The organism is uncultured Holdemanella sp., assembly GCF_958348295.1.
GTDB lineage: Bacteria > Bacillota_I > Bacilli_A > Erysipelotrichales > Erysipelotrichaceae > Holdemanella.
Genome location: NZ_CATVYQ010000069.1, coordinates 1 through 7401, shown reverse-complemented (window position 1 = coordinate 7401; position 7401 = coordinate 1). Strand labels below are relative to the sequence as shown.

Below are 7401 nucleotides of genomic sequence, written 5' to 3'. Positions count from 1 at the left end.
TAGAGTTTCCGATTTTGTTTATTTAAGCCATTTTATTTTTCATGCGTAACTACTGCATTTGGTAGTCATGGAAATAAGATTTGAACCTTTCATCCACCTCTACAAGTTGGGAAAGCTGTCTAGATGCATTCCAAGGCCTTTCGCCTGTATAGAATACTAGAATGTTTACCATAGGTAGTTTTTCTTTCGTTTTATTCTTCTTTAATTTCTTTAACATTCTGTCATACGCTACATACTCATATGCTGCAGCCCTTACAACCATCGAAGCATCTACACGACTTTGATTTTCAATAATGAATGCACTATAAAGACTTCCATCATTATACTTACGAATCACATCCACATGCTTTTCTAACTCCATATTCGAATCATTCATCTCAGAATCGAGTTCTTCACAATTCTCTGGTTTAAGAACTCTTTCTCCATCAAAGAAGTACGCATTAAAGAAGTCGACAAAATAGGCATTGTTTTCTAGAAATTCTTTCATTGTTTTATCTTTTGATTTATTCATGTGATTTCATCACCTCCTATCTCATATACGAAATAAATTGAGGTTTTTCAAAAAAAGATGCATATTTTGATAATTTCACATAATTCAATCTGATTTCACAAGATTTACCAAAGTTATACTAAAATTATGACAACAAGGAATGTTATTCTATAAGTGCCTTAAAGATAAGGCAATGAATATAGAAAATAAACCAATATTCATATCTCTCTCCTAAAATAATAATAAACAAAAAAGAAACCATTCTAGACGCCAACACTAGAATGGTTTCTTTATTTGAAATCTGACTTTTTGATATATGCATAACTGTTTTTATATTTAGAGTTTACATTCAAATCATTATCTTTGACAGGAGCTTCACTCGATATTTTATAGTATCCAATCTCTTCTTTTAAGATATGAATCGATACAATTTCTCCCTTTTTATACGTGTAAAGAACATTCTTTTTGTTTGGTGCATATACCTTTAAATCCTTAGATAATTGTATTGTTTTAATAGGATTCTTTTCTTGGTCAATACCACCTTCATCTAAGTGATAGTAAAAGCTTGCTGCTTTTTCTCCCCAATAAGGATCTGAAGCATAGCTGACATTAATACCACTTGCCTTATCACCAAACCAAGAACCATGATATCTAGAATCATTTGGGTTTAAATAGCCTTGTTGTAAAAAATTGTAGGCATGTTGTTTTACACAGTCAACTAGGGAACTATATTGATTCGCATTGTCTGGGTTTTCATCAATTGCCGCATGACCAAACAAATTGTTATAGTCAATCGCATATTGGCTTAGGCCGAGTCCACTCTCGTTCAAGGCAAGGGCATACATCATAGATGCATTGATTGAATATTTATTCTGCATTTTAAAGAATATGTCTGCCTGATTGTATAGAACAGATGCATCGCTAACACCATATTGCTCTAGATATGCATTATATATAGAATTATTTAAATAAGAAGTAGTTCTATGAGGAATATATTGATAATAATTATAATAGGGTTTTTTATTGATTTTTTTATCTTCAATTAAATCATTGTAATTTTCATAAAAATAATGGCCATCATATGAACAATAGATTGTATCTTCCTTCATGAATTTAGGAGCAGGACCAATCGCAATAGAATTCACATTTCCTTGAAAAAGATCTGTAGAAATTGTATGAATAAGAGAACCATTATAAATATAATATGTAGATAAAGTAAATGAATCATCATATAAATATAATTCAACATTGTTGATATCAGTCCAGGCTTGAACCCCGCTGATTTTAAAATGAACCTTCTTTCCATCAAAACTCGTACCTAGATATTGTGCATCTGCACCATAATTACCATTTATGTATCCTGTCTCATCATTGTCCGTGGTATATTCGGTGTTTTCAGTCACATCTTTTGTTTTTAAATTTACAAATCCAGATTTAAGTTTTAAAACCTTACCATTCTCGTTTTTAATACATGCATATTTAGAGTCTATTGTATTCATTTTTAAAGATGCAAAAATATAATGTTTATAGGAAGCTTGTACTTCACTTGTACTTAAATCTTCTACATAATATTTTCCGTCTTCTGTCATTTTTAAAATGGTAAATGGTATAACGACAAATACTAGAATCAATAGAATGATAATAAGCTTAAATGATGTTTTTTTAACTTTTCTTTTTCTTTGCATACACCATATTATACTCTTATCTGTAAAATTTGCGTAATAGGACAATTTTCATCGACAATAATTGCACTTTATATTAAAATAGATGGGGTATATCGCTAAAATAAAGCGTTTTTTAAGTGGTAAAGCACTCAAGATATAAAAATACAAAGAAAGGATGTATATTTATGGCAAAAATGGATGAGCGTTTAGAAAAAATGGTTGAACGTTATCGTGAAATCAATGATTTGATGATGCAAAGTGATGTTGTATCGGATCGTAAGACAATGGCAAAATTGGGGCGTGAACAAAATGAGTTAACACCTATTGTTGAAACATACGAAGAATATAAAAAGGCGGTTGAGGAATTAGAAGAGGCTAAAGTCCTTTCTAAAGAAGAGGATAAAGAAATTCGTGAAATGGCACAAATGGAATTGGAAGAATTAGAACCAAAAATCCAAAATTATTTAGACCGTTTAGAATTGCTTCTAGTACCAAAAGATCCTAACGATTCACACAATGCAATCTTAGAAATTCGTGGAGCTGCTGGTGGAGATGAAGGAAATATCTTTGCCGGAGACTTATTTAGAATGTATTCAAAATATGCAGAAGCTAAAGGCTGGAGAACAGAAGTTATCGAAATGGAAGATAGTGAAGCTGGAGGATTCTCATTAGTATCATTTAAAGTCAATGGTGAAGGTGCTTATGGAACATTGAAATTTGAATCTGGATCTCACCGTGTGCAACGTGTGCCAAAGACAGAATCACAAGGTCGTATTCATACTTCTACCGCTACAGTATTGTGTATGCCAGAAGTAGAAGCTGAAGATTTTGATATTGATATGAATGATTTAGAAATTGAAACAATGCGTTCAAGTGGCGCTGGAGGACAGCACATCAATAAAACCGATTCAGCAGTTCGTATTGTCCACAAACCTACAGGTATTGTAGTTAAGTGTCAGGATGGTCGTAGTCAGCATGAAAACCGTGCAACTGCCTTAATGACAATTCGTGCACGTGTATATGAAGAAAGACAGCGTGAATTGGATCAAAAGAACGAAAAAGAACGTCGTACAAAGATTGGTACGGGGGATCGTGCAGAAAAAATTCGTACATACAACTATCCTCAAAACCGTGTAACAGATCACCGTATCGGATATACAGTGAATCAGTTAGATCGTATCATGGATGGTCGTTTAGATGATTTAATGGCTGCTTTACAACTTGCAGATCAACAGGCAAAAATTGCTGGAGAAAAAGAATAATGAGTACATATCATTCATTGATCAATGAAGGTAAAGAACGTCTTTACAAAGCTGGTCAAGGGGAACAAGCGGCTCAACTTTTCATGGTGGAGTTATGTCGACAAAAAGATATCAATCTATATATTTCTATGGATGAGGAAGCGAATGAACAAATTCAGACTGATTATTTAGAAGGAATTCATTTGATGGAAAATGGAGAACCATTAGGATATGTATTGGGATATGAATGTTTTTATGGATATGATTTTATCGTGAATGAAGATGTTTTGATTCCTAGACCCGAAACAGAAGAACTTGTAGGACTTGTTTTATCTAAGTTTGATGATTATTTTGCAGATAAAGACCACGTGAATGTGTTTGATGTCGCAACAGGATCGGGTGCAATCGGTATTACTTTAAATCTTGAAGAACCTAAGATGGATGTGATTGCTTCAGATATTTCAAAAGAAGCTTTAGTGGTTGCACAAAAGAACAATGAAAAGCTTGGGGCAAATGTAAACTTCATTTGTGGAAGTATGTTAGATCCATTTGTGGATCGTGATTTGCATTGTGATATTTTAGTTTGTAACCCACCATATATTCCTAGCGAAGAAAAGATGGAACAAAGTGTTGTGGATTATGAACCGCACGTAGCTTTATTTGGTGGGAATGATGGATTGAAATTCTATCGTGACGTATTTGAAAAAGCACATCTTGTATTGAATGAAAAGGCCTTCCTTGCCTTTGAAATGGGTTGGGATCAAGGTGAAGCTTTATCCAATTTAGCTCGTGAATATTTTGAATCTGCAACGATTACTGTACATAAAGATATGTCAGGAAAAGATCGTATGTTGACGATTGAATTATAATTTTAAAAATTGTTGAGCAATACTTTTGAAAAATTGAAATGAATATGCGATAGTATAGTCACAAGAGGAAATATTATATTTCAAGAGGAGGATTATTTATGAAATATAGATGCTTAATTTGTGGACACATTTATGATGAGGAAAAAGAAGGCGTAAAATTCGCTGATCTTCCTGCAGATTGGAAATGTCCAACTTGTAAACAACCAAAAGAAAAATTTGTTCCAGTAGAAGACGAAATGACTTGGGCTGCTGAACACGTAGTAGGAGTCGCAAAAGATGTTGATGAAGACATTAAAAACGATTTACGTGCTAACTTCGAAGGTGAATGCTCAGAAGTAGGTATGTACTTGGCAATGGCAAGAGTTGCTCACAGAGAAGGATATCCAGAAGTTGGATTGTATTATGAAAAAGCAGCTTGGGAAGAAGCAGAACATGCTGCAAAATTTGCTGAATTATTAGGTGAAGTTGTTACAGATTCAACTAAGAAAAACCTTGAAATGCGTGTGGAAGCAGAAAATGGTGCTACTGCAGGTAAAGTTGATTTAGCTACTCGTGCTAAAAAAGCAAATTTAGATGCGATTCATGATACAGTACACGAAATGGCTCGTGATGAAGCTCGTCATGGTAAGGCATTCGCTGGATTATTAAAACGTTATTTTGGTGAATAATGTATTTAGAAGCTTCTGAATCAATCAGAAGCTTTTTTTTCTGTTTTCGTGTATAATGAGTTGTGTCTTAATGAATATGTATAGAAAGAAGGATCAAAATGATTGGTAAAAATAGTCCATGTTGGTGTGGTTCTGGTAAAAAATATAAACATTGTCATGAAGAGTGGGACAATACCATTAATATATTAAAACTACAGGGTAAAATAGTTCCAAGTCATAATTTAATTAAGTCTGAAGAAGATATTAAATGGATCAAGAAAGCGGCTAAAATCAATAATGCCGTACTTGATTTAGTTGGAGAAAAAATTTGTGCAGGTATGACGACAGAAGATATCGATAAATTAGTATATGATTATACAACAAGCCATGGTGGAATTCCTGCATGTTTAGGTTATGAAGGATTTCCTAAGAGTGTTTGTACATCAATTAATAATGAAATTTGTCATGGTATTCCAAGTGAAAAAGTCGTATTAAAAGATGGTGATATTATCAATGTAGATTGCACAACGATTGTACATAAACATTTTGCGGATGCATCTAGAATGTTCTGTATTGGTAATGTAAGTGAAGAGGCAAAACGCTTGGTTGATGTAACTAAAGAATGTCTAGAAATTGGTAAAGAAGCTGTGCGTCCTTGGGGATATATTGGAGATATTGGTGCTGCTATTCAAGAACATGCCCATAAAAATGGTTACAGTGTAGTTGTAGATTTTTGTGGACACGGTGTAGGGAATGCCTTCCATGAAGATCCATATGTACATCATGTAGGAATTCGTAATACAGGTATGGTTATTGCGCCAGGTATGGTCTTCACAATTGAGCCTATGATCAATCAAGGAACTCGTGATTTATACATTGATAAAGATAATGGTTGGACATCTTATACAAAAGATGGAAAGTTATCGGCACAATGGGAAAATACAATTCTAGTTACAGAAAAAGGAATTGAAGTATTAGCTTGGTAAGAAGTCAATAAAATGACTTCTTTTTTGATGAGGGTAAAAAGGGAATATGCAAAAGAGTATGATTGAGGGGAATACTTTAAAACTCATTTTGAATTTTAGTATTCCATTGTTATTAGGAAATTTATTTCAACAATTTTATAATGTTGTGGATGCAGCTATTGTTGGACAAACATTAGGTTCGAAAGCATTGGCTGCCGTAGGGGCAAGTAGTAGTGTACAATTTTTGATTCTAGGTTTTTGTATGGGAATATGCCAAGGCTTCGCAATCATGGTTTCACAAAGTTATGGCGCCAAAAAACTAGATGAAATGCAGACTTATATTTATGCAGGGGCTGTATGGACGGCCATTACAGCGTTTGTGATATCTATATTAGTGGTTGTTTTTTGTGCAGACATTCTTCATATATTACAAGTGAATGACGAAATCTTTAATGATGCCTATGCCTATTTAGTTGTCATATTTGCAGGAATACCATTCACATTGCTCTATAATTATTTATCAGCTATATTAAGAGCTATTGGAGATTCGAAAACACCATTTTTCTTTCTAGCTTTTTCAGCTGTTTTAAATATTGGCCTTGATTTTTTCTGTATTCTTGTTTTGAAATGGGGATGTGCAGGAGCTGCCATCGCAACCATTTTTGCCCAAGCTGTAAGTGGTATTTTGTGCTTACTATTGATTGCATTTAAAGTCAATGTTTTACATGTTCCTAAATCAAGTCGTTATATGGATAAGAAACATTCGATAAAATTATTGGCAATGGGAGTTCCTATGGGATTACAATTTTCAATTACAGCCATTGGTTCAATGGTTATGCAATCAGCGAATAATGCGTTAGGAACCATTTATGTTTCGGGCTTCACGGCAGGTATGCGTATTAAATCATTGATGATGTGTCCGTTTGATGCATTGGGTGCAGCTGTTTCTACATTCCTTTCCCAAAACTATGGAGCTTGCAAGTTAGAACGAATCCATGATGGATATCGTAAAGGCGTAATGGTGAGTATTTTATATGGTGTATTCGCATGTGTCGTAATGGTTTTCTTTGGAAGAATTCTTAGTATGATGTTTGTGAGTGCAAATGAATCACAAGTGTTAAATGTGAGTGCTTTATACTTAAGAAGAATGGGCTATTTCTATCCTGTACTAGGAATTTTGATCACAACAAGAATGTCCGTTCAAGGCCTTGGCTATTCTGCAAGAGCCATGCTTGCAGGCTTTGTAGAAATGATTGCACGTTGCATCGTAGCATTATGTTTTGTACCTATTTTCAAATATAATGCGATTACATGGGCCGATCAAACTGCATGGGTTGCAGCTACACTGGTATTGATTCCATTATGGATCAGTACAATACGTACAGTTCAAAAGAAAATGTGTTGAATTAGAAGTCTAACGACTTCTTTTTTTGACTTTTAATGTCTTTTTCACATACATCTGATTTAATTCGTCAACTTTTCGTGATTTATAAACATCTATAATTTCAAATGATTTTAGAAAGTC

7 protein-coding genes are annotated in these 7401 nt (G+C 33.8%); 5 read left to right on the top strand and 2 right to left on the bottom strand.

The features are described from left to right. Positions 1–49: 49 nt before the first annotated feature. A complete protein-coding gene (locus Q3907_RS10045) occupies positions 50–511 on the bottom strand; it encodes an Rpn family recombination-promoting nuclease/putative transposase (protein WP_301898178.1) in 462 nt (153 codons plus the stop codon). Between the two features lie 269 nt (positions 512–780). After that, on the bottom strand, positions 781–2175 hold the full coding sequence (locus Q3907_RS10040) for a glucosaminidase domain-containing protein (RefSeq protein ID WP_301898177.1): 1395 nt from the start codon (positions 2173–2175) through the stop codon (positions 781–783). Positions 2176–2339: 164 nt separating this feature from the next. Here Q3907_RS10040 and prfA point away from each other — a divergent pair, with 164 nt between their 5' ends. The 5 genes from prfA to Q3907_RS10015 all read left to right on the top strand — a co-directional run bounded on the left by prfA (position 2340) and on the right by Q3907_RS10015 (position 7281). Next, a complete protein-coding gene (prfA, locus tag Q3907_RS10035; protein WP_003866204.1) occupies positions 2340–3416 on the top strand; it encodes a peptide chain release factor 1 in 1077 nt (358 codons plus the stop codon). Continuing rightward, entirely contained in the window at positions 3416–4264 is an 849-nt protein-coding gene (gene prmC, locus Q3907_RS10030; RefSeq protein WP_003866203.1) for a peptide chain release factor N(5)-glutamine methyltransferase, read from the top strand. Before prfA ends, prmC begins: the two co-directional genes overlap by 1 nt. 98 nt (positions 4265–4362) lie before the next feature. Then, positions 4363–4932 (top strand): ferritin family protein, encoded by a 570-nt coding sequence (locus Q3907_RS10025; protein WP_195232639.1) that lies wholly within the window; start codon positions 4363–4365, stop codon positions 4930–4932. A gap of 98 nt (positions 4933–5030) precedes the next feature. After that, on the top strand, positions 5031–5897 hold the full coding sequence (locus Q3907_RS10020) for a methionyl aminopeptidase (RefSeq protein WP_301898176.1): 867 nt from the start codon (positions 5031–5033) through the stop codon (positions 5895–5897). A gap of 46 nt (positions 5898–5943) precedes the next feature. Further along, positions 5944–7281 carry an MATE family efflux transporter gene (locus Q3907_RS10015; protein ID WP_301898175.1) on the top strand — a complete coding sequence of 446 codons (1338 nt, stop codon included), beginning with the start codon at positions 5944–5946 and terminating at the stop codon, positions 7279–7281. Positions 7282–7401: the final 120 nt, after the last annotated feature.

Coding starts and splice junctions, on each gene's coding strand:
- Q3907_RS10045 (WP_301898178.1), bottom strand. CDS start 511: ATGAATAAATCAAAAGATAAAACAATGAAAGAATTTCTAGAAAACAAT.
- Q3907_RS10040 (WP_301898177.1), bottom strand. CDS start 2,175: ATGCAAAGAAAAAGAAAAGTTAAAAAAACATCATTTAAGCTTATTATC.
- prfA (WP_003866204.1), top strand. CDS start 2,340: ATGGCAAAAATGGATGAGCGTTTAGAAAAAATGGTTGAACGTTATCGT.
- prmC (WP_003866203.1), top strand. CDS start 3,416: ATGAGTACATATCATTCATTGATCAATGAAGGTAAAGAACGTCTTTAC.
- Q3907_RS10025 (WP_195232639.1), top strand. CDS start 4,363: ATGAAATATAGATGCTTAATTTGTGGACACATTTATGATGAGGAAAAA.
- Q3907_RS10020 (WP_301898176.1), top strand. CDS start 5,031: ATGATTGGTAAAAATAGTCCATGTTGGTGTGGTTCTGGTAAAAAATAT.
- Q3907_RS10015 (WP_301898175.1), top strand. CDS start 5,944: ATGCAAAAGAGTATGATTGAGGGGAATACTTTAAAACTCATTTTGAAT.